Annotated in this window: 20 protein-coding genes; 11 read left to right on the top strand and 9 right to left on the bottom strand. The window is 47.9% G+C overall.

The annotated features are described in order from the left end of the window. Positions 1-5: 5 nt before the first annotated feature. From Q1B11_RS18035 to Q1B11_RS18045, 3 genes are read left to right on the top strand one after another with little or no spacing between them, the layout of a single operon-like run. On the top strand, positions 6-1,442 hold the full coding sequence (locus tag Q1B11_RS18035; RefSeq protein WP_299734978.1) for a di-heme oxidoredictase family protein: 1,437 nt from the start codon (positions 6-8) through the stop codon (positions 1,440-1,442). Beyond that, a complete protein-coding gene (locus Q1B11_RS18040; RefSeq protein WP_299734980.1) occupies positions 1,439-2,476 on the top strand; it encodes an imelysin family protein in 1,038 nt (345 codons plus the stop codon). Before Q1B11_RS18035 ends, Q1B11_RS18040 begins: the two co-directional genes overlap by 4 nt. Further along, entirely contained in the window at positions 2,476-3,573 is a 1,098-nt protein-coding gene (locus tag Q1B11_RS18045; RefSeq protein WP_299734982.1) for a DUF1513 domain-containing protein, read from the top strand. The genes Q1B11_RS18040 and Q1B11_RS18045 overlap by 1 nt, the downstream gene beginning before the upstream one ends. 44 nt (positions 3,574-3,617) lie before the next feature. Here Q1B11_RS18045 and Q1B11_RS18050 read toward each other — a convergent pair whose 3' ends face one another. Then, a complete protein-coding gene (locus tag Q1B11_RS18050) occupies positions 3,618-4,625 on the bottom strand; it encodes a DUF1186 domain-containing protein (protein ID WP_299734985.1) in 1,008 nt (335 codons plus the stop codon). A gap of 100 nt (positions 4,626-4,725) precedes the next feature. Here Q1B11_RS18050 and Q1B11_RS18055 point away from each other — a divergent pair, with 100 nt between their 5' ends. Beyond that, positions 4,726-5,709, top strand: coding sequence for an NAD-dependent epimerase/dehydratase family protein (locus Q1B11_RS18055; RefSeq protein WP_299734988.1), 984 nt, complete (start codon positions 4,726-4,728; stop codon positions 5,707-5,709). Here the strand turns inward: Q1B11_RS18055 and Q1B11_RS18060 are convergent. Further along, positions 5,706-7,142: a glutathione synthase gene (locus Q1B11_RS18060; protein WP_299734990.1), complete on the bottom strand. Its 1,437-nt coding sequence runs from the start codon at positions 7,140-7,142 to the stop codon at positions 5,706-5,708. The genes Q1B11_RS18055 and Q1B11_RS18060 overlap by 4 nt on opposite strands. Positions 7,143-7,664: 522 nt before the next feature. On the opposite strand from Q1B11_RS18060, the gene Q1B11_RS18065 reads away from it, so the two are divergent. From Q1B11_RS18065 to Q1B11_RS18075, 3 genes are all read left to right on the top strand, one after another. Next, positions 7,665-9,398: a DUF1302 domain-containing protein gene (locus tag Q1B11_RS18065; protein ID WP_299734991.1), complete on the top strand. Its 1,734-nt coding sequence runs from the start codon at positions 7,665-7,667 to the stop codon at positions 9,396-9,398. Positions 9,399-9,413: 15 nt separating this feature from the next. Continuing rightward, entirely contained in the window at positions 9,414-10,784 is a 1,371-nt protein-coding gene (locus tag Q1B11_RS18070) for a DUF1329 domain-containing protein (RefSeq protein WP_299734993.1), read from the top strand. A gap of 110 nt (positions 10,785-10,894) precedes the next feature. After that, positions 10,895-12,616, top strand: coding sequence for a GMC family oxidoreductase N-terminal domain-containing protein (locus Q1B11_RS18075; RefSeq protein WP_299734995.1), 1,722 nt, complete (start codon positions 10,895-10,897; stop codon positions 12,614-12,616). A 52-nt stretch (positions 12,617-12,668) separates the two neighbouring features. Here Q1B11_RS18075 and Q1B11_RS18080 read toward each other — a convergent pair whose 3' ends face one another. Both Q1B11_RS18080 and Q1B11_RS18085 read right to left on the bottom strand, forming a co-directional pair. Next, positions 12,669-13,505 carry a S1-like domain-containing RNA-binding protein gene (locus Q1B11_RS18080; protein WP_299734998.1) on the bottom strand — a complete coding sequence of 279 codons (837 nt, stop codon included), beginning with the start codon at positions 13,503-13,505 and terminating at the stop codon, positions 12,669-12,671. A gap of 246 nt (positions 13,506-13,751) precedes the next feature. Next, positions 13,752-14,402 (bottom strand): 3'-5' exonuclease, encoded by a 651-nt coding sequence (locus Q1B11_RS18085; protein ID WP_299735000.1) that lies wholly within the window; start codon positions 14,400-14,402, stop codon positions 13,752-13,754. A 432-nt stretch (positions 14,403-14,834) separates the two neighbouring features. Between Q1B11_RS18085 and Q1B11_RS18090 the strand changes: the two genes are divergently transcribed. Continuing rightward, on the top strand, positions 14,835-15,245 hold the full coding sequence (locus tag Q1B11_RS18090; protein ID WP_299735003.1) for a TM2 domain-containing protein: 411 nt from the start codon (positions 14,835-14,837) through the stop codon (positions 15,243-15,245). Positions 15,246-15,594: 349 nt separating this feature from the next. On the opposite strand, the gene Q1B11_RS18095 is transcribed toward Q1B11_RS18090, so the two are convergent. The 5 genes from Q1B11_RS18095 to Q1B11_RS18115 form a co-directional block, all read right to left on the bottom strand. Continuing rightward, positions 15,595-15,945, bottom strand: coding sequence for a winged helix-turn-helix domain-containing protein (locus Q1B11_RS18095; RefSeq protein WP_299735004.1), 351 nt, complete (start codon positions 15,943-15,945; stop codon positions 15,595-15,597). Positions 15,946-16,287: 342 nt separating this feature from the next. Beyond that, complete coding sequence (locus Q1B11_RS18100; RefSeq protein ID WP_299735006.1) at positions 16,288-16,473, bottom strand: hypothetical protein; 186 nt, start codon at positions 16,471-16,473, stop codon at positions 16,288-16,290. A gap of 98 nt (positions 16,474-16,571) precedes the next feature. Beyond that, entirely contained in the window at positions 16,572-16,835 is a 264-nt protein-coding gene (locus Q1B11_RS18105; protein ID WP_299735008.1) for a hypothetical protein, read from the bottom strand. 93 nt (positions 16,836-16,928) lie between these two features. After that, the gene (locus tag Q1B11_RS18110) at positions 16,929-17,534 is read right to left on the bottom strand and encodes a hypothetical protein (RefSeq protein ID WP_299735011.1); all 606 of its coding nucleotides are present in this window, start codon (positions 17,532-17,534) and stop codon (positions 16,929-16,931) included. Positions 17,535-17,611: 77 nt separating this feature from the next. Next, positions 17,612-18,409: a hypothetical protein gene (locus tag Q1B11_RS18115; protein ID WP_299735013.1), complete on the bottom strand. Its 798-nt coding sequence runs from the start codon at positions 18,407-18,409 to the stop codon at positions 17,612-17,614. A 131-nt stretch (positions 18,410-18,540) separates the two neighbouring features. Between Q1B11_RS18115 and Q1B11_RS18120 the strand changes: the two genes are divergently transcribed. The 3 genes from Q1B11_RS18120 to Q1B11_RS18130 all read left to right on the top strand — a co-directional run bounded on the left by Q1B11_RS18120 (position 18,541) and on the right by Q1B11_RS18130 (position 20,630). After that, the gene (locus tag Q1B11_RS18120; RefSeq protein WP_299735015.1) at positions 18,541-19,086 is read left to right on the top strand and encodes a hypothetical protein; all 546 of its coding nucleotides are present in this window, start codon (positions 18,541-18,543) and stop codon (positions 19,084-19,086) included. 50 nt (positions 19,087-19,136) lie between these two features. After that, the gene (locus Q1B11_RS18125; protein WP_299735018.1) at positions 19,137-20,054 is read left to right on the top strand and encodes a metallophosphoesterase; all 918 of its coding nucleotides are present in this window, start codon (positions 19,137-19,139) and stop codon (positions 20,052-20,054) included. Positions 20,055-20,309: 255 nt separating this feature from the next. After that, positions 20,310-20,630, top strand: a complete 321-nt coding sequence (locus Q1B11_RS18130) for a hypothetical protein (protein ID WP_299735020.1) — start codon at positions 20,310-20,312, stop codon at positions 20,628-20,630. Positions 20,631-20,679 lie beyond the last annotated feature (49 nt).

Raw genomic sequence — 20,679 nt, forward strand, 5'->3', positions numbered from 1 at the left:
GATAAATGGATCTTCGAACCTTACGGTTCGCCTTTATAGCCCCGGCCGCTTTTCTAGTAGTGGCATCGGGGCTTTCGGGCTGTAATAAAACCGAAAAAATAGCCTACGAAGTTGGCGAAGAACGTCCTGGTGGCGAGTCTTCAGTGAACGCCAAAGGTCGTAATGCCTTCTCGCTACCTTCCGGCAATATGGCCATCACTCGTCGTCTTGATTTCAGCGTCGGCAATAGCTTTTTCCGTAACCCTTGGGTTGCAGCACCAGCCAGCACTGATGCTCGAGATGGGCTTGGGCCATTGTTCAACACTAACGGTTGCCAGAACTGTCATATCAAAGATGGGCGAGGTCATGCACCGAATGATGGTGAATTGAACCGCGTATCCATGCTGGTTCGCCTGAGCATTCCAACACCGGAAGGTAAGACGTTACGTCCAGATCAGAGCGTCATGCCACATCCTGTCTATGGAGGGCAATTGCAAGACTTCACATTGCCAGGCGGCATTGCTGAAGGTCGTGTTCGTGTGAATTACACATATCATGACGTGCAGTTCTCTGATAGTGAAACCGTGGAACTCAGAAAGCCGGTCATCACGATTGAAGACTTGGGCTATGGGCCTCTGTCATCCGATGAGTATGGTGACATTATGATGTCTGCCCGCATTGCACCACCGATGATAGGACTTGGTTTACTGGAAGCCATTTCAGAAAACGACATTCTCGCCAATGCCGATGTAAATGATGAAAACGACGATGGTATCTCCGGTAAACCCAATCAGGTATGGGATGTAGAGCAGCAGAAAACGACACTGGGTCGCTTTGGCTGGAAAGCAGGCCAACCAACGCTGAAACAACAAAATTCCGGCGCATTTAATGGCGATATGGGCTTAACCACCCACCTCTTTATGGAAGAAAACTGTACGCCTGATCAAACTCGCTGCCACGAATTAATGGCCGGTGAGCATCCGGAAGTCTCTGATAACATCCTTGATAAAGTCACGTTCTATACCCGCAACCTTGCCGTGCCGGTTCGTCCGGATGCTAAAGACGCTAAGGTTCTCAAAGGCAAACAGATTTTTTACGACGCTGGATGTGCATCTTGTCATACTCCATCATTCACCGTTGGCGCTGACGCAGATGCCGAACAAGCAAACCAGAAAATCTGGCCTTACACCGACATGTTACTTCACGATATGGGGGAAGGCCTGGCAGACCATCGACCGGAATATCTTGCCGATGATCGTGAATGGCGCACGCCACCGCTTTGGGGAATTGGGCATACCCATGAAGTGGATGAAACAGCCGGCTTTTTACACGACGGCCGCGCCCGAACCTTGATGGAAGCCATTCTCTGGCACGATGGCGAAGCTGCCAACGCTAAAGAGCAGGTTCTGGCCATGGACGCTAGTGATCGCAACGCCATCATTCGTTTTGTTGAGTCCTTATGAAGAAATCACTTTCTCTCTTGATTCTTTCCCTTGGTCTGATGGGTTGCAACCCATCAGACTCAGTGATGACAGAGCCAACACGTTCACCCATAACCCTATTGATTGAAGAACAAATTCAGCTGGCCTGGCAGCAGTTAGTCGCTGAGTCAACGGCTTACAATCAGCTGACCACTGACTTCTGCCAGCCTGACGCCACAAACGACATTGGTTTACTGCAGGCACAGTGGAAGAAAACCATGTTGCGCTGGCAAACCTCAGAAACGCTTAGCCAGCTGATGCTGGAAGAGAATATGGAAGGCTGGCGTTTTCAATTCTGGCCCGATAAAAAGAACCTGACGGGAAGAAAGGTCGAAGCCAGAGTTGCTGCTGAAAACCCGATTCCCATACTGTCTGACAGCGTTATTCTGCAAGGATTGTCCGCTGCCGAATACCTGTTGTTTGATCAGCAGGTGTTAGAAGCACTTAATCAGAAACCTTCTGCTTACTGTCAATTTCTCATAGAAAACTCAGAATCGATTCTGGCCAACAGTCAGGAGCTACAACAGCAATGGCAATCAAATGGTACTTTCTTCACCAAGGCGGTTGCGCTGGAAAATGCCACTGAAAATCCGCTGAGTTTGGATGGTTGGGTACTAAACACGCTAGACTCTCAAACGGCCCGCTTAAAGAAAGAGCTTTCTCTGCCTTTCAGCGACAAGCGAACCAATCTCTATCTCGCAGAATCCTGGCGCAGCGGTCAGTCTCTGGAACATATTCGACAGGTGATTTCTACTTTTCATGCCATGACGGCGTTGGCATCGCAACAAACGGGTAACACCCATCCTGAACAATGGCAGGAAATCAACAATCGCCTGAATTCATTAAGCCAATCAGTTGATACACTCCCCCATCGCTTTTCTGAAGTGATTGAGCAGGATAAAATTGAAGATCTTAAGCAGTTCAAAATCCAAGTAGACAACCTGCACGCTTCGGTTGTGGCGGTTTCTAAAGATCTTCACGTGCCCCTCGGGTTTAACTCCAGCGATGGTGATTAATGTATCGTCGTACGTTTATAAAAAGTGCAGCCGTGCTGGCAGGCATCAGTCTGATTGGTACAGGCTGTTCACCACAGAGTGACCGCAGGGTATTGGTCAGTGCTGCCAGAGACACTCAGGGAAAATTCAGCATTCGCTTGAATGACCCACTCTCTGATCATTCAACAATAATACCGGTTCCAAGTCGTCTTCATGATGCCTGCCATCGACCTGGTTATTCAGAAATCGTCGCCTTTGAGCGCCGCCTGGGTTATCAGTTTCATGTCGTCGATCTTCGCGATGAGAAGTTATCATCAACGGTGGCGGTAGCTAATCAACGACACCTTTATGGCCACGGTGTTTTTAGCCACGACGGGCAGTTTCTCTATACCACTGAGAACGACACCACGACATTAAATGGTGTTATTGGCATCTATGACGCTGAACAAAACTATCAAAGAGTCGGTGAATGGCAACTATTACTGCCGGGGCCTCACGAGCTGAAGTTGATGCCTGATGGTGAGACCCTGGTCATCGCTGTTGGCGGTATTCAAACCCACCCGGATGCCGGCAGAACCACACTGAACCCTCAAACACTTCAGCCAGCTCTGGTTTATCTGGATAGACGCTCTGGAAAGGTAATCGATCAACAGCGCTTTATTGATCCACGACTGAGTATCAGACACCTTGATGTCGCCCCCGATGGACTGGTGGCCATTGGTATGCAATATCAGGGGACGAATGATGAAGCGCTGCCATTGGTGGCGACTCACCGGATTGGACAACCCATCAAGGCGGTTGAAGCGCTTCCGGAACAATGGATGGCGCTGAATAGTTATATTGCCAGTGTTGCGGTATTACCGGATATGGATACCTTAGCCGTTACTTCTCCTCGCGGTAATCGTATCGCTTTTATCCAGCAATCTACCGGACGTCTTCAGACGTTTATCTACCAAAAGGATTGTGCGGGGATCGCCGCCATCAATAAAAGCCAACTGGCCGTTAGCGACGGCCGCGGTCAGATACAGATTCTCGAGTGTTTTGAAGGCAGGGCGGAAACAGTGAAAATGGTGAAGCATTCACAGTGTCAGTGGGATAACCACATGCTGATGGTGTAAGACCAAACCAGCGACGTTTACCAAGCAGAGGTAAAAAAGTGCTGTTACCCACAGCACTTCTTGAATTTTTTCCCACTACCACATAAACAAGGATCATTTCTGCCAACCTTAGCTCCATTACGAACCAATGGTTCTTTTGATGGTGTCATGGGCGGTTTGAACAACGCCTGCTTTTGACCAATTGGTCTTTTGCTTTTCACCGGCTTTTTAGCGGGCCAAGGTCGGTTAACGTGTTGAACCTCACCAGAACGGGTGGCCACAGAAGCGGCTACCTGCGGTTGAACAGCCTTTTCCGGAGTACTCATGAAGGCAGCCCAATTTTCCAGCTCGGATACACAGTCATCAATATACGTAAGATTCTTGTACGACGGTGCTTTGATTTCACCGGGGTGAGCCTGCAGCATGGTTTTTATTCCGTCTTCATCCAGCATGGTTTCAACCATTAACCCTTCTTGATGAACACTCAGCACATCCGCTTCCAACTCCACCAAACCCGCTACCATTGTATTGAAAATCAAACCATCCCAGACTGCATTCTGTTTTCTTTCCAATTTGCCTTGATAGAGCGACTCGAAGTAGTCCATCAAGGCGACATCAGTGATCTGCCCATAGGCGGCATGAGTCACCAATGCGCCCAGAGCTGCATTTCGTACTTGAGGGTGAGTGTGATCGTTCTCTATTAATGGCTGCAGCGTCTCAATAGCATCAACTTCGGCGTTCGACATTATTGACGCTAACATCCGACCAAGGCTTTCACTGATCACATAACCCAATAACCGACTTACCGTCTTTGGGCTGGCAGACACCAATTCCACCATTAAAGGCAGTGCCTTGGGCTCCCGAAATTGAGCCAACAGGTAAGCGGAAAAGAACAACAAAGTGGTGTTGTGATGTTTTGGCAAGTCATCCCCGAGTGCAATCGTCTCTTTAAGATGATCTAACAGTATGGGTGTAACGGCGTCTTGATTGGCGACCGCGGCCTGCAATGCGGCTTTTGGAAGTTTGCCCACTTCAAAAGAGGACAATGCGCTGATGATGTCTTCGGTATTCACCCTATCCAGTCCTTTCTATGTCATTTGTTGGAATTGTGTAGATAAGGATAGTATTTTCTGGAAATATGGCGAACCAGGCCAATAACAACAATAAGAGAGCATGATGAAAGCATTAGTCACCGGCGGCAGTGGTTTTTTGGGTATCAACCTGATCAAACAGCTTCTGGATAAACACTGGGAAGTGATCGCCACTCACCGGGCAAGTTCCAACATCAAAGATCTGCAGGCGCTGAACGTTACCCTGCTGGAAGTGGATCTCGAAAGCCCCTCTGATCTCTCCGCTAAAATACCCAAAGACCTTGATGCCATCTTCCATGTGGCCGGTGATACCAGCCTGTGGGCAGCCAATAACGCGCGACAACATCGGATGAATGTCACGGTGACAGAAAACCTGATCAATGCGGCGCTTGAGAAACGGATAAAACGGTTTATCCACACCTCATCCATTTCTGCTTACGGTTTTCATCAGAGCACTATCAACGAATCATCACCATCCAGCGCCATGACCAGCGGTGTGAACTACCTTCGCACGAAATACCTTGGGGAGATGGTGGTAAAGAAAGCCGTTGAGGAACGCCAGCTGGATGCGGTTATTCTCAACCCCTGTGCGATTATTGGCCCCCACGATCGGCAGAGCTGGGCGCAGCTGTTTTCCATGATCAGCAACGACACCTTGCCCGGCGTGCCACCCGGCGAAGGTTCTTACTGCCATGTTCGGGAAGTGGCTGCAGCCCATATTGCAGCATTTGAACAGGGGAAAACCGGGGAGAACTACATTCTGGGCGGTGTGGATTGCAAGTTTCTGGAAGTGGTCAACACCATCTCACGGCTCATGGGCAAACCAGAACGTCAGAGAACCATTCCGGCATGGGCCTTACGACTGCTCGGCAAGGTTTCTGATTTTGGCGCCAAGATCACTGGCAAAGAGCCCGAGATCACCACCGAAAAGGCCAAACTGGTGTCCAAGCGAGTGGTTGCCAGCAGCAGTAAGGCCGTTTCGGAACTGAACTACCGAAACGACGTACCAATTAATGAGATGCTGGAAGACTGCTTTGATTGGCTAAAACAAGAGCAGCTGGTTTAAAGTGCATAGGCCAGAGAATCCACTGAGCCCTGCCCGCTGTGCACACCGCCCTCCGCCACGGAGGAAGGTTTGCTGCGGATTAGATAACCGGCATAACCCAGATCGCTGGTCAGGGAGTGCCCGTCCAAGTGCAGGGTGAACATGCCAATCTCACTGATTAAATCATCCACTGGCGCCGCTTCACCGTTTCGAACCACCAGCGCCGGGCTGGATCGATGCCTTGGATGTAACCTCCGCATCAAAGACCAGGCGGAAAATTCTTCGGGTTTGAGGCTTTTCAATCGAGGCAGAATATCGCCATCAAACACACAGTGGCCACCGCCCTCTCCCTGATTTTTCAGTACCCAGTTATGGGGATTCTCTGATTCAAACCAGTCCGCAGAACCCTCATCAATCGGGCGCATTTCTCCAAGAAACGGTTTGATTCTGGCGGCTTCATCGAACGTCAGGCCAAACGCATTAAGCGCTGTTTCATCCATAGAAGACAATAACATTTGCACCCGCTTGCTGGTTGCCAGCTGCTGGCTCACCGTTGCATTTAACGCCACCCGATGGCGTTCCATCATCACACGCACCTTACCCAGTTTGGAACAGCAAAGGCCACCGTCCAGATCTTCCGCGTGATAGTCGCAATGCTGATAACCGGCGCGAAGGTAAATGGCATCCACACCACCCAAACCTTCTAGCATCAAGCGGTGATTTTCTCCAGACGACAGTTGATCGTACAGTTGCCGGAACGTTCGGCGTACCGTCTTCACGCCTTCTTTCTGAATCGCTTCTTCCAAAAGATGCTGGTCGTATACATTATCTTCATCGGGCTGCACCACCATGATAAACAACGGCTGACCACTTTCGCCGGACTGCGCTCTCACCGTCGTCGCTGCACCGGCAATGCCTTTGGCAAGGTTTTCAATGCCCTGATTGGGCACCAGTTCAAGGGTTTCTGTCTCCGACCAGTGTTTAAATTGTTGAGGCCACTGATATTGAAGATAACTGTGCAGCTCATGGGCTCGCTGACCAAAAGGCCCCATACCCGCAGCAATACCATTGAATTCAATCAGCTTTGGACCATGCTCAGCATCGTCCATAAAATCCGTGCGCATGAGTAGCATGGGAATACGTTCAGCCGCTTCGGAGCCTCGATGAATTTCCTGATGCAATGACATCAAACTGGCAAAAAACGCATCGCCACTGCACAGGGGCTTAATCGCTTGCTCAAGAAATTCGTGATTCTCAGAAACACCGTGAATCAATTTTCCCATCAGCGGCACAACCGATTTTAATAATTCAAACCGATCACGCTGAATTAACGTGGGCGCAAAACTGAACGCACAATGCCTCGCTGAATCGATAGACGACTTCAGCGCCATACCATGCATCAACGACCATTCAATGGCATCCTGAATTGCCAGACTTCGCTGTACTTCATTCATCCAATACGCCTCACGGTTTGAGCATTGATTGATTGTCTGCCCAAAGGATTTCAAGTTGCTACGCGGCGGCAAGTAAGCGAAGCCTTTAGGCCCTCGGGTCCCGTGAGCCTACAATAAGTAGGTGATCGGGGTGAGCGAGCACCCGAGGGCATAAACGCGGCCAACAAAGTAGCAACTTGAAAGGCGACGGGTATATACGTTGTTGAGGCGTCACCACTCAATATCAACCCTGGTATTTATCACAACGCTACAGCCCACATTTTACAAGGGCTCCAGAAAACCACACAAGTTTGCAATACATGACACAAGTGATAAGCTGGCTCAACAACGAGGAACACCCGGCTACTTGCCGTTGTTAGTTTTTTCGATATCTGTACGTGTGATTTCGGTTCTGCCTGAAGTGAATAAAAGCAGAATCAGACGAGTCGCCGGTGGCACCTGCAGTATGGGATAAAATAATAACGAGGAAGGAAGCCCGTGAACCGACGCATACATTTCCCTTCCCTATGCCTGAGCATATTGTTGGCATACGGATCTGGTCATACATCCGCCCAAACCTTTGAACTGAAAGATGGTGAGATATACGGCACCATCACCACAACGCTCAGTGCTGGCATCAGCGTTAGCACTGCAGACCCTAGCAAAAACCTCTATACCTACGGTGAAAGTAAAGGTAATGACGACATTCCTAATGGGAATGGTGTGGGTGTAAATGCTGACAATGGACGCCTGAACTTTGAGAAAGGCGATGTTATCTCCAACCAGTATAAAGGCCTCACGGAGTTGACTCTGGAATACCAGAACTACGGCGTGAAAGGCAGCATCAAATACTGGTATGACCATTGGCTGGAAACAAAAAGCGGGCGTTATAACGATTTTGACGACACGGGCTTTGATGATCTTGCCAGCTTCAGTGGTATTGAATTACTGGAAGCCTACGCGTGGACTTACTTTGATATCGACAATAAACCGGTCGATATTCGTCTGGGAAAACAGGTGGTGACCTGGGGTGAAGGATTATTTTTAAGTGGCGGCATTAACGCAATCAATCCTATTGATATTGCAGCTTTCAATCGCCCGGGAGTGGAGTTAAAAGAAGGCTTGCTTCCCGTTGAAATGCTCTATGGCAGTATTAGTTTAACGCCGGATATCACCATTGAGAGTTTCTATCAGTTGAAATGGCGGGCTTCTGTATTGGATGGATGCCATACATTTTTTGCGTCCTCGGATGTGATACAACCTGGTTGTGAACCCATCTATACTCAGGCTGATTTATCCAATGCACAAGAAGAAAACCCTCTTATAAGCGGAAGATCAGTTATTGACCGAACATCTGATGACTTACCTGGTGATAGTGGACAATGGGGTATTTCTGTTAAGTATTATGCCGAAGAACTGAATGGCAGTGAGTTCGGTTTTTATTACATCAACTACCACAGTCGTCTTCCTTATCTTAGCGTAACAAATGCTAATCCAACTGTGTCTGTAACAGGTGGCTTTCCTCTTCCAGGAGTTGGCACAGTTCAAGGACCAAAATATAACGCAGCGTTCCCTGAAGATATTGATCTCTACGGCATAAGTTTCAACAGCAGCCTTGATAGCGGTTGGTCTGTTGCTGGAGAAATCAGCTATCGCCCAGATATGCCACTGCAATTAAACACCAATAATTTAATTGCGACAGCTGCCGGCGGCGGTGGAGCTCCCGCCCTTTATGGTCAACCTGCTCAAGGCTATGCCCTCAAACCGGTCACCCAAATTCAACTCTCGGCAATCAACACCTTCCCGCAGGTATTGGGCGCTTCCGAATTATCCGTTGCCGGTGAAATAGGCTTTATACATATTGGTGACCTAAAAGATGGCAACACCTACGGCAGAAGCGGGCTCTTTGGTACAGGGCCTGCAGCCAGTAACTGTCAATACCGGGCCAACATCACCAGAGAGTTCTGTGAAGACGAAGGCTACACCACCTCCAACAGCTGGGGTTATCGCCTGAGGGCAGGCCTTACCTACAGTGGCATCCTGCCAGCAGTGACGTTTAAACCGTCGCTCTCTTTCCGTCATGATGTCAGCGGCTATGCCTACATGCCCGGCGGTGCCTTCGAAGAAGATCAAATGGCCACCACCCTGGGGTTGGATGCCATCTATCTGGATAACTACAAGGCAGCCTTCGCCTATACCAACTTCTTTGGTAACAACAAATACAGCACGCGGGATGACCGCGACTTCATAAGCTTCAGCCTAAGCGCCAGCTTCTGATCGGGGGAACTAACCATGCACACTTTACAGAAATTGATGTCGTTACTATCTACCGTAAGAATGATGCTGACCACAGTGCTTCTGACGGTATCCACCCTGGTTCTGTCGGATGCCGTAACCAGCCTTCAGGGCGATACGCTAACTCCCGTTGGTGCTGAAAAAGCAGGTAACAGCGATGGCACGATTCCCGCCTGGACAGGAGGCCTTAAAACCAGTGATGGGGCAATGCAAGACAATGGCAGTATGGCTGATCCGTTCAAAGGCGATAGCGTTCGATTTACTGTCACTGCCAAAAATGCTGAACAATATAAAGGTCAGTTAACCCGCGGTCAGATGGCCATGTTCAAGCAATACCCGGATACCTTTTCTATGAAGGTGTATCCAACCCGGCGCAGCGCCAGCTACCCGGACACTTATTATCAGGGAACTCTGACCAATGCCAAAAGCGCTGAAATGCTGACAGGCGGTAATGGTCTGAAGAATCTGGTGAGCGGTGTGCCCTTTCCCGTGCCAGAAAATGGGCTTCATGTTATCTGGAATCACATGCTTCGCTATCGGGGCATGAGCCTGGATCTCAATCTTAGCCATATCATTGCTGAAGCCAACGGATCATTCCGGGAGATCACGAATCAGACGATCTGGAACTTTTTCCCGAGCGTGACGGATTTGGAAGAAGACGCCAATCTGCTCTTTTTCTATAAGTCCAAAGTACTGACTCCGGCTCGTATGGCCGGTGAAGTGACGCTGGTTCACGAACCCATTGATCAAGTTGCCGAACCTCGTAAAGCATGGAAGTATTTACCGGGCCAGCGTCGTGTTCGTCGGGCGCCCAATATTTCCTACGATAACCCAGCCACCAGCTCCGATAATCTGAAGACATCGGATAATCTGGATATGTTCAATGGCGCACCAGACAAGTACAACTGGACGCTAAAAGGCAAAAAAGAAATCTACATTCCCTACAACAGCTATTCGCTCTATGACAAAAACCTGAGCAATGCTGACATCATCCAGAAAGGTCATCTGAATCCTGATTTACTGCGCTATGAATTGCACAGAGTTTGGGTTGTAGAAGCCACCCTGAAAGAGGGAGAGCGGCACGTTTATGGCAAACGCACCTTCTATATCGATGAAGACACCTGGCAGATTGCCACGGTAGACCTTTACGATAATCGGGGTGAACTCTGGCGGGTGGGCATGGCTCATATCGTGCAATACAATCCCTATCAGGTTCCATGGATTGTCATGGAAGTGTTTTACGACCTAACCTCTGGTCGTTATGTGACTACCGGCATATCCAATAATTTCAAGGCGCCTTTGAAGTTTGGCCACACGGCCAGCAAATCGGATTATACGCCTGCCGCCATACGACGATGGGGTAAGTAAACTTTCACTGACCAACCTACCAGCCCGAACACTGTTCGGGCTTTTTATTGTACTTCCCGCCTTAATAGGTTAAACAAGCTCTATAACAATAATAACTGTGAGCTTTTCTCATGTACGATTACATCATCATCGGCGCCGGCTCTGCCGGTTGCGTGCTGGCCAACCGCCTCTCTGCCAATCCTGACAACAAAGTCTGCCTTATCGAAGCCGGCGGTTCCGACAAGAACTACTGGGTGCGTGACTGTAATCCGTTCAACATGCTGAAGCTGATGAACAGTAAAAAGTACAATTGGCTTTATAAAACTGAACCCGATGCAAAAAACGGTGGTCGTTCATTTTTCTGGCCCCGAGGCAAAGTCATGGGTGGCTCCAGTTCAATTAATGCCATGATATACACACGTGGTCATCCATGGGATTTTGATCACTGGGCTGAGCTGGGCAATGAAGGATGGGATTACCAAAGCATCTTCCCCTTCTTTAAAAAGTCGGAGCGTCAGGCGCGTGGTGAATCGGAACACCATGGCATAGAAGGAGAAATGGATGTTTCCGACACCAACTATCACTTCCCCGTCTGCGATGCTTTTATCGAATCCTGCAATAAAGCTGGCTTTAAATTAAATAACGATTTCAACCAGCCAGATCAAGAAGGCTGTGGATATTTTCAGGTCACACAAACCCCAGAAGGAAAACGGTGTAATGCGGCCACAGCCTTTTTAGACCCTATTGAAGACTGCTCTAACCTGACCATTATCCAGAATGCACACGTCAGCCGTATTCTATTTAATACTGATGGTGAAAAACCCGTAGCCAACGGTGTGGAATTTTTTGATGGAAACTTTCCGGTACAACAGGTACTGGCAAAAAAAGAAGTTATCCTTTCCGCCGGTGTGATCAATTCTCCCCAGATTCTTAAACTCTCCGGCATTGGTCCTGAAGCTGAATTAAAACACCACGATATTCCTGTGGTACACAACCTGAACGGCGTCGGAGAAAACCTTCAAGATCATCCAGACATCCTGCTCCGCTTTCAGGATAAAAGTAACACTTCCTTCGCTACCGCTCCCTGGAGCCCGCCACTGTTTAAGTTCTTCAAGCGGTACTTCACCGGCGCTGAGCCACTGATTTTTACACCAACGGATTGCGGTGGCTTTATCAAATCCGACCCATCTCAACCCATACCGGATTTGCAGCTACAGTTTGCCGCTATTCGCATGAACCCTCACGGCGAAGGTTTGAACACCTCCATGAAAGCGGGCTATGTGCTCCACGTCTGTCATATGAGACCAAAAAGCCGCGGTCGTGTACTGCTTCGAGACAACAATCCGTTCAGCAAAGCCAAAATTGAAGCCAACTATTTTCAGGATGAAACAGAACTGAATGCGCTAATCAATGGCGTAAAAATCGGGCGGGATATTCTTAATCAAACGACCATGAACGATTTTCGTGGCGAAGAAGAGCTGCCCGGCACTCACATTAAAACCGATGATGACATTCGCCAATACTTGAGAGACCACGTAGAAACCGTGTATCACACCGCTGGCTCCTGCAAAATGGGCCGACTGGAAGACGATGCCGTCGTCGACCACCAGCTAAAAGTGCATGGTGTGGATAACTTAAGAGTCATCGACTCCTCCATTATGCCAACCATCACCGGCAGCAACATTCATGCGCCAACGGTAATGATTGCAGAGAAAGGAGCAGCGATGATTTTAGATGAGAATGGTATACCAATGTCGCTTTTAAATTATGGAGAGAGCAAGTTATTTTGGGCGACTGGGCAAGGCGAAGAGACGAGTCATAGCCATAGCTATGGCGAGGAACTTCAACGATGATCCAGTCGGTCAAAATGGCTGCGCAGCCCATAATTTAAAAGCAGAATTGGTATTACAACAAGTGAATCCCGTCGTCTTCAATCCGAATCAGACGCTCTTTGTACAAGCCCCCAATAGCCATCTTGAAGACCCGTTTGCTGACAGAAAACTCTCTTTTCACAGTCTCCGGGTCGGAACGGTCATTAAACGGCAGAAAACCGCCCTCTGCCTTTAACCGTTGCATGATCTCACCACCCAGGCCTTTCATTTCCTGCTTATCAAACCCGGGCTTTTTAAGGCACACATCCAACTTCTGATCGGGGCGAACCCGCTTGATATAACCGTCAAACTTCATCCCCATGCGGATGGGCTGATCAATGTCCTGATCAAACAACACGGCAAGGTATTTGTTATCCACAATAACTGTATGACCGATATCGGTACGATCACAAATCATCAACGGCACCTGTTGTCCGTTGGTGTAATTATGTGGCTCATTGCTGAAGAATTTACTGATTTTTGAAGAAGCAACAATACGGTAGCTCTGCTGCTCCTGATACACATAGACGACATAAAACTGGTCTTTAACCATGCGCTCTTTCTGCTCACTGAACGGTACGAGCAGCTCTTTGGGCATATTCCAATCAAGAAACGCACCCACCCGGTTAGTATCCATCACTTTAAGACAGGCAAACTCACCCACCTGAGCCTTAGGGCGCAAAGTTGTTGCAATGGGCACATCGTCAGAATCCAGATAGACAAAGACCTTCAGTTCATCACCCACTTTACAGTCTTCTGGCACAAAGCGTTTCGGCATCAGGATATCTTCCAGCCTGCCACCATCCAGAAACGCACCAAAATCCAGAATATTCACCACCTTCAGGTGATTCACTCGACCAATCTTTGCCATGAGCTTATCCAAATAAAACAGAGGTGAAGTATAACACCACGCCCTTTCGAAAGGTGATTAAGGAACTGTCCCGAAATAAGATCCACATTTACAGTGGCCTTGCAGCATCGTTGGGACTGCTATACGTAGTCCGTGGTCCGTGGTCCGTAAAAGCGCAGGTAGCTCCAGCTTTTCGGACAACGTTAATTGAAATGTGGAAGTTATTTTAGGACAAATCCTAAGGATATATTCCGGGGATGCCGGGCTTCAGATGCGACTGTCTAGACGTTGTCGCAGCAAAAATGAACCAACTCCCGATTTAGCGGTGCGGGACAACGTTTTCATCAACCCAAAGGAAACATCAGACACCTGATGCTTATATTTCAGGTCATCCAGCATTTTCAGCCACAAATGGCCTGTCATCTCTGCATCTGCCAACGCACGGTGGAACACACCTTCTGTTGGCAACCGGTTGTATTTTACCAGCGTACCCAGCTGATGATTCGGGGCATCCTGATACAACCGTCGTGCAATCAACATTGAGCAGGCAAAAGAGCCATCATAGCGGGCTCTGGCTGCCGACATTTCAGCATCCAGAAACTTCTGATCAAATGCGGCATTATGTGCCACAAGATTATGGCCCCGGATAAACTCGGCAAAATCTTTCATCACCAATGCGCCAGACTCAGCACCGGACACCATGGCATTGGTGATGCCGGTATAGCTCTCAATAAAACCACTGATACGAAATCCGGGATTCATCAACTGCTGGAAGCGATCGGTTATACGACCATTCTCCACCAACACCGCACCAATCTCGATTGCGCGGTCGCCCATATTAGGGGATAGACCGGTGGTTTCGAAATCCAGAACCACCAGCGTATTTGCATTGCGTTTATCTAATGAACCTAAAGCCACTTATTTCCCCATACTATGGTCAAATATTATTGGTTAATAAGTACCCGGCCATATGGAATCGAATATTTCTGGCTTGTTGATCAGGTTCTCTGCAAGGTGCAACGGCGGGAGCATAGCGAGCTATGTGACCAGAGTTGCAACGCAGCCAGAGCGTCTGATCAATGAGTCAGAAAATATGATTTCATATGGCTGGGCACTTACGATAAGGGCAAACATATCAAATCCCACAACCTTTCCTAGAAAAAGAAGTGGCCTTTTAACTAATAGGAAACAGTGCTCTATACCCAAAGGATTTCAAGTTGCTACGCGGCGGCAAGTGAGCGAACGTAGCAACTTGAAAGGCGACGGGTATAAATACATGGGCGACAAAATACGGAGACTGCTGTAAGTTGGTTTGCATCATTTCTGTTTTTTCTGGTTCAGGTCATAAAAATGAACGATACCCACAGCAAAACCATTGGCTACGTGCTTTGGATTTTTGGTTTTCTCGGCTCACACCGCTTTTATTACGGCAAACCCGTGACAGGTACTATTTGGCTATTTACCCTGGGCCTCTGTGGTATTGGTTGGCTGATTGATCTATTCCTGATTCCATCAATGGATCGCGAGGCCGACCTGCGCTTCCATAGCGGCAATTATGATTACTCTATTGCATGGATTCTGTTGGTATTTCTAGGTCTATTCGGTGTTCACCGGATGTATTTGGGGAAGTGGATATCCGGGATACTGTATCTGTTTACACTTGGTTTGTTTGGCTTTGGTGTCATCTACGATTTTTGGACGCTGAACAATCAAGTTTCCATCAAAAACATCACAGATCGTCCTGAAGCCAGGAACCTCTGACCTCTGCCTCCGGAGTGGATCTATAGTACATATTTAGACTTTGACGCATTTTTAAAACACCTATAACCCATTGATTTATCGAACTTTATGCATAACCATCGATATAGCACAAAAGTACAATTATCGATCAAAATCGACGCCCGTTGTGGGATATTTGTGGCTTACAACGTCAATAGATACAATTTGTCGTTTAAATCCGCTGCATCAACTCTCTCAGAATTAACGCTTGCATCGTATCCATATTATTAACGCCCTGATCTTTCGCCAATCGATACAATCTGTTTAAGATTTTAACAGAATCCGCTTCACCTTCTTGGTTACAAAACTCTTCGAACTCATCCTTCACGTTTCATAAACGAGCGCTAACAGGAGGTTTCCCAGCGCCCCGTGGTTTATTCCGAGTCATTAGTAAGCTTTGAATGACTGTTTCCGGGTAGGCTTCCATAGCAACTTTCAGTAATTCTTTCATTGGTGTCAAAAAGGCATACCTTGGATTGAGCCGGTATTCTCTGAGCCTGCCAATGAGATGGCTGACAACAACGCCATCATCTTCCATTCGGATTAACTGCTTTTGTACTGTATTTTGGGAAAGTCCGAAGAATTCAGCAATCCCTTTGCCATAACCAGAGCTTCTGAGCATCAAGTAAATGAGTATTTTTTCCTGACTCTCTGCTCGCAGTATTCCCTTCAGGACAAACATATATGAAGCCCCACTGTATTGGTGATTCTCTAAGTATAAACCAATAATTCTATTTTAAAAACCAATATATGTTTTATGTAATAGAATCATTGGTTTACTGGCCATCCAGATGCTTTGGTACTGTGATTAAATACTGAGAACCCAAAACCCCATGTTTCTGCAGTAATGGGAACTGCAATCTCGCTTCCAGATATCTTACTGCTCGCAGCAGTCCCTTCGGAGCATCGATGATATTCTCAATACAACCAACATCACTATTATAAAAACCAATGTATGGTTTATCGATACCAGAGAAATACATAAGGATCCGACCTCTTAACACCGAGATCGGACAATCCCCAATTATCCGCGTCTTATGGCCTGCCAATGGCTGACCTTTTTCTTATAACGCTGCTTCAACTCATCCAGTTTTCGATCATAGCCGGCTTGCTTTTCAAACACCGTTGCCATGAGCTGCAGATCCCCAAGCTTTGCCGACAGTTCTGAATACACAGCAGAACTACCACGTTCACCAAAAAGCTCTTCCACCCGACGCCAGTACAGATCTTCATTTGCTGCGACGGTTTCTGCAGTTTCCTGTTGCTGCTTTCGTTTTTGTTCCAGCGCCCTTTCGCGGGCGTTTTTCTTCAGCTCCCGCGCTGAAGCCAGCAGATGCCCAACAGAGCTTCATCCAGCAGATTTCGAGGCACTTTGATCGCGAAGATTTTGCAGTCAAAGTTCGACACATAAACATACGCATCAAAGAACTTCGCCAACAACTGTCTCGGATCGGCTTTCAAATCACCGTAGTTATAGGTGTTACAGAACCGGGGCGAGGAGATCTGCGCCCGGCTGGATATCCCCCGGAGATAATCCATTTCTTCTCTGGACAGCTGCCGGTCAACCGCCACTTACTCATAATACTGATATTCACTCATGAGAATTCTTGAAGTAGTTAATGGTAATAAACTATTAAATGATTGTCTGGACAATATTGAAGCTGTTTACTCAAGCAACGTCCCCTGATTAACCTCATCGTGCTGCTCGGCACGTTCGCCTTCAATCAACAACTCACCTTCCTGATCACCCTGCCCCTCGAGAACCCGGTAGAGAAACATATACCCAACCCGCCACTGCACTTCTTCCACCTTCAGAGTGACTGTCTGTGTATTTAGACGCAGCACATGGCCAAAATGTTCCCGTCCGTGTTTGTCTTTAAAGCCCAGCACATCGCCAACAGAAATGGCATGGCGGCTCAGGCCCTCTTCCGCTTCATGATGAATACGAACATCAGCACCTTCGAGATTGAGCGTGTAATAGGGAACTTTCCAACGTTTGCCATCGCTAAAATCCAGCACCAGTGCCCGTTTCTGATTCAGCTGCAGGACTTCACAGTCATGGAGTGAGTTACTGTTGCTGTCAAAATAACTCAGTTTTTGCCCGATGGTCAGTGCGGCTTTGATTCGATCAATCCGTTCAGACGAGTCCAGCTCCCGATTGATCATGGAGCTCAACCGAAACAGATCAAACGTACTGGCCTGGTTCAGTGCTTCGAGGAGCTGGGCGTAGTCCATGGACTGTTTAGCGGGAGGAGTGCTTTTATTCATCATAATGCGAAAAACTCTGCTCAATAGTTAGGAGCTGTCTCTGAATCAACCGGCTGGCGGCGGGGAAGAAATAAGGACAGTCAAACACGGCTTTTCCGTTTGCGCGCCTCATCAAGACTAATCACATTATCGGGCACAGGATAAGATTCAGGCTTTTTCACAATCACCATCTTCTCATCAGCATCTGTGGATATTGGAAAAGGATTAGGAAAGTCGCCATCCGGTGTTTGTGGATAATCCCATTGAGAAAGCCCTCTGGCAAACCGGAAAAGCCAGTCATCCACCATTCGGGACATGGGAATAAACGACTCCTGATGTCTGGCTCCCGGAAACGGTTTCGCTTTTTTATGAACACAGTTAATGCGTTCCATCCCCAGCCAGATCTCTTCAGGCTCCGTCAGAATATTGTGCCCATAATTCTCATAACTACCGCTCAACCACCAATCCGCATCAGAAACGTGGCCATTCACGCTAAGATCGGTATTCCGGCAGAAGAAAATCTCTTTCTCCATAGCCAGAAACTGATCAAACATAGTCTGAACCTGCTCTTCTACCGCAGCACCGCTCTCCACAGCCATATCCACACCCTCATATGCCCAGCGACTGCTAAACCGCTCCACAAAGTCTTCAAGGTTATTGAATTGCGGATGAGAAAACAAAATGGCATAGCGGCTACGGGCTTCTACCGCAATCACATCCGTATAGTTTCTCCGTCGTCCAACGCCCTTAATGGCATGCACTTGCCAGGAAATGGTATTTGCGTCGGTGGTGATGGACTGGGTACCGATTCGTTTACCGTCCGGGCTGGGTAAACGAGCCAGATCTTCCTTCATATATTTACAGAAGGCGTTGGTAGCAGAAAAAATCACTTGTAACATCGGGCTTTCCTTACGTAATTCCACTTGGGCGCGCATTGACTGTAACAACTGCGCTCTATAGGCTAAATATATGCGCTCATTTATTCCCACTTGCAGGCGCTTAACAAAAATCGCTAAACAGGAGATGCACTATGTCTACCCCAATATCTGTCATCATCAATCGTATCACCATTCACGGTTCAATCACTGACCGCTCCCATTCTGACCTTACCGTAACCATCACCGACCCAATAACGGGTTTGAGCTGTTCAGCGCCGCATATCCCTTACTTTGCCAGGGCAAAGAAAGACTACCAAACCTCTCTCGGGGAAGATCTGGCCAGAGAGTTATTAACCCGCCTTTACCACGCAGCCCGGGAGCTTCAGGTTCAACAAGATGCTCTGCAACATCAATTGTACAAGCCAGATGGCTTAAAAACCGCTCTGCATAAAATCAGAGACGAGAAAACACGACTGAAACAACAAAAACAGACCGCCAAACAACAACTCAAACAAGGAGTGCTTTCTCAAAAAGCACATCAACAACAGCTCAAAACACTTCGCCAACGAGAAGAGCAACTTCAATCAGACGAACACGAACTAAAAGAAAACTTCATGCAAAACCATCTCCCCCAATATTCAAGTACACTGGATGCCGATGAAGTGCTCAACTGGCTTGGTACCACACATAACGCATAACTCAAAACCCATAACTCAAAACCCACAACCCAAAACAATAAGAGAAAACCATGTACGACATTATCGGAGACATTCACGGTCAGGCTGATGAGCTTGAACAACTGCTGCAGAAAATGGACTACCAGAAGACCAACGACGTTTACCGCCACCCTGACAGACAAGCCATCTTTGTCGGAGACTTTATTGACGGTGGTCACCAGCAAAAGAAAACCATCGAAATCTGCAAAGCCATGGTGGAAAACCAAACTGCCTTGGCCGTGATGGGCAACCACGAATTCAACGCCATCTGCTTTGCTACACCCGGATCGGATGGTGACTACCTCCGACCTCACGCAAAAGTAAAGAACGTCACAGACCATCAGGAATTTCTGGATGAACTCCCCTTTGACTCACCAGAACATCAACAAACCATTGACTGGTTTCGCACACTGCCACTGTTTCTGGACCTCGGAGAACTTCGCATCATCCACGCCGTATGGCATCACGCCAGCTTTACCACTGCCTCCCAATGGCTGAACGACGAAAACTGTTTATTACCCGATGCCTACGCACCGGCATCGAACAAAACCCACCCACTCTACGACGCCATTGAATACCTGCTCAAAGGCATCGAAGTAGAACTTCCGGCAGGTTATGCCTTCAACGATAAAAAAGGCAACCGCCGTACAGCCGCCAGAATTCAATGGTGGAATGAAACCGCCACCACCTGGAAAGACGCCGTGATCGGCACAGGCAACGCCCCACTTCCAGAAACACCGCTGCCCGATAGCGTCTACCGCTACCGGGATAACACGCCACTGTTTGTCGGCCACTATTGGATGAACGGCACACCAACGCCTCTTGCCCAAAATGTCGTCTGTGTGGATTACAGCGTCGCACGACCCGGCGGCAAACTGTCGGCTTATCGGTGGTCTGGGGAGAAGGTGTTGGAGAGTGGGAATTTTGTTTGGGTTGAGCGGGTGGAATGATTTCCCTATTTGTGTGGTGCGCAGAGTTTTTACTGCGCAGTTATCCTTCTGGCTAACTTTGTCGTTTATAGCCTACCCATCATTCTGCTAATAACTATTGACCCAGCGTTTCTACTGCCTTCATCAAGATATCACTCCCGAAAATCAGTCACTTTTTTGGCAACTCGAATATAACAAAATGAAATCACTTATTTAATTTTGATTTCATAAGTAATTTAATAGGAGGCTCTAACAAGGACTGACAACGAGGCAAGGATGTCAAAGTTCTACCAGATAGAGCCTTCGCTCGATAACTACTGGCGCAGTATTATTCTGTTTGGCAGCAATGTTGCTTCCTACAAATTTGCTCTTGCCCATGCTCTCTATGACCTTGCTGATTCTAAAGATGACTTCATCCGTCTTGATCATCTGGCAAAGCCCTTTGCTCATCACCTGTGTGAACATCTGAAAACTGCTCCAAAACAAGCGACATCTGCCTCAAGTAAATATCTCAGTAGTTGTTCTGGCTTTCTGGATGGGCAGATTGATGAAGACGCTCTTATCCAGCAACAGCGATTCCCGCTGCTCATTCATTAAAGCTGGATTCTAGAGATTGTCCCATCAGGCATTTATTCAGGCCGTGAGA

The sequence above is a fragment of the uncultured Endozoicomonas sp. genome (assembly GCF_947495845.1).
Lineage (GTDB): Bacteria > Pseudomonadota > Gammaproteobacteria > Pseudomonadales > Endozoicomonadaceae > Endozoicomonas.

What these genes read in the sequence shown, in the direction of transcription:
- Q1B11_RS18035 (WP_299734978.1), top strand. Translation starts at nt 6, where the DNA reads ATGGATCTTCGAACCTTACGGTTCGCCTTTATAGCCCCGGCCGCTTTT.
- Q1B11_RS18040 (WP_299734980.1), top strand. Translation starts at nt 1,439, where the DNA reads ATGAAGAAATCACTTTCTCTCTTGATTCTTTCCCTTGGTCTGATGGGT.
- Q1B11_RS18045 (WP_299734982.1), top strand. Translation starts at nt 2,476, where the DNA reads ATGTATCGTCGTACGTTTATAAAAAGTGCAGCCGTGCTGGCAGGCATC.
- Q1B11_RS18055 (WP_299734988.1), top strand. Translation starts at nt 4,726, where the DNA reads ATGATGAAAGCATTAGTCACCGGCGGCAGTGGTTTTTTGGGTATCAAC.
- Q1B11_RS18060 (WP_299734990.1), bottom strand. Translation starts at nt 7,142, where the DNA reads ATGAATGAAGTACAGCGAAGTCTGGCAATTCAGGATGCCATTGAATGG.
- Q1B11_RS18070 (WP_299734993.1), top strand. Translation starts at nt 9,414, where the DNA reads ATGCACACTTTACAGAAATTGATGTCGTTACTATCTACCGTAAGAATG.
- Q1B11_RS18075 (WP_299734995.1), top strand. Translation starts at nt 10,895, where the DNA reads ATGTACGATTACATCATCATCGGCGCCGGCTCTGCCGGTTGCGTGCTG.
- Q1B11_RS18080 (WP_299734998.1), bottom strand. Translation starts at nt 13,505, where the DNA reads ATGGCAAAGATTGGTCGAGTGAATCACCTGAAGGTGGTGAATATTCTG.
- Q1B11_RS18090 (WP_299735003.1), top strand. Translation starts at nt 14,835, where the DNA reads ATGAACGATACCCACAGCAAAACCATTGGCTACGTGCTTTGGATTTTT.
- Q1B11_RS18095 (WP_299735004.1), bottom strand. Translation starts at nt 15,945, where the DNA reads ATGTTTGTCCTGAAGGGAATACTGCGAGCAGAGAGTCAGGAAAAAATA.
- Q1B11_RS18110 (WP_299735011.1), bottom strand. Translation starts at nt 17,534, where the DNA reads ATGATGAATAAAAGCACTCCTCCCGCTAAACAGTCCATGGACTACGCC.
- Q1B11_RS18115 (WP_299735013.1), bottom strand. Translation starts at nt 18,409, where the DNA reads ATGTTACAAGTGATTTTTTCTGCTACCAACGCCTTCTGTAAATATATG.
- Q1B11_RS18120 (WP_299735015.1), top strand. Translation starts at nt 18,541, where the DNA reads ATGTCTACCCCAATATCTGTCATCATCAATCGTATCACCATTCACGGT.
- Q1B11_RS18125 (WP_299735018.1), top strand. Translation starts at nt 19,137, where the DNA reads ATGTACGACATTATCGGAGACATTCACGGTCAGGCTGATGAGCTTGAA.
- Q1B11_RS18130 (WP_299735020.1), top strand. Translation starts at nt 20,310, where the DNA reads ATGTCAAAGTTCTACCAGATAGAGCCTTCGCTCGATAACTACTGGCGC.